Below are 566 nucleotides of genomic sequence, written 5' to 3' on the forward strand. Positions count from 1 at the left end.
GGAGCGCGTCGAGACCAGCTCGCTGCCCAACCCGGTGCTGGCGATCGCGCCGCTGGTGCTGGTGGGCGTGGCGAACTTCGCGCTCACCAAGTGGATTCCGCAATGGTATGGCGACGCCAGCTACACGGTGCCGCCCGAGGTGCTCCCCGCCTTCAAGCGCGTCAGCGCGAAGTTCGCGAGCGGCACCAAGGTGGCGGTCGGCGGCGCCCTGCTGGCAGCCATGAACACCGCCTCCGAATACGGCTTCGGCGGCGTGATCGCGGCGCTGCCCGGCTTCCTGGTGGTGAGCGACGCGCTCAAGAGCATCCCGAATCCGCTGGTCAACGCGGCGGTGTCGGTCAGCTCACTGGCGGGCATCACCGGCTCCGCCTCGGGCGGCATGAGCATCGCGCTGGCGGCCATGTCGGACCTGTTCATCAAGGGCGCGCAAGCCGCGCAGATCCCGATGGAAGTGCTGCATCGCGTGGTGGCGATGGCCAGCGGCGGCATGGACACGCTGCCGCACAACGGCGCGGTCATCACGCTGCTGGCGGTCACCGGCCTGACGCACCGCGAGTCGTATCGCG

1 pseudogene is annotated in these 566 nt (G+C 69.8%); it reads left to right on the forward strand.

The annotated features are described in order from the left end of the window. A pseudogene (locus tag HWX25_RS32840) lies at positions 1–566 on the forward strand (GntP family permease); the annotation flags it as partial.

It is taken from the genome of Burkholderia sp. BCC1640, from assembly GCF_902833125.1.
Taxonomy (GTDB): Bacteria; Pseudomonadota; Gammaproteobacteria; order Burkholderiales; family Burkholderiaceae; genus Burkholderia; species Burkholderia diffusa.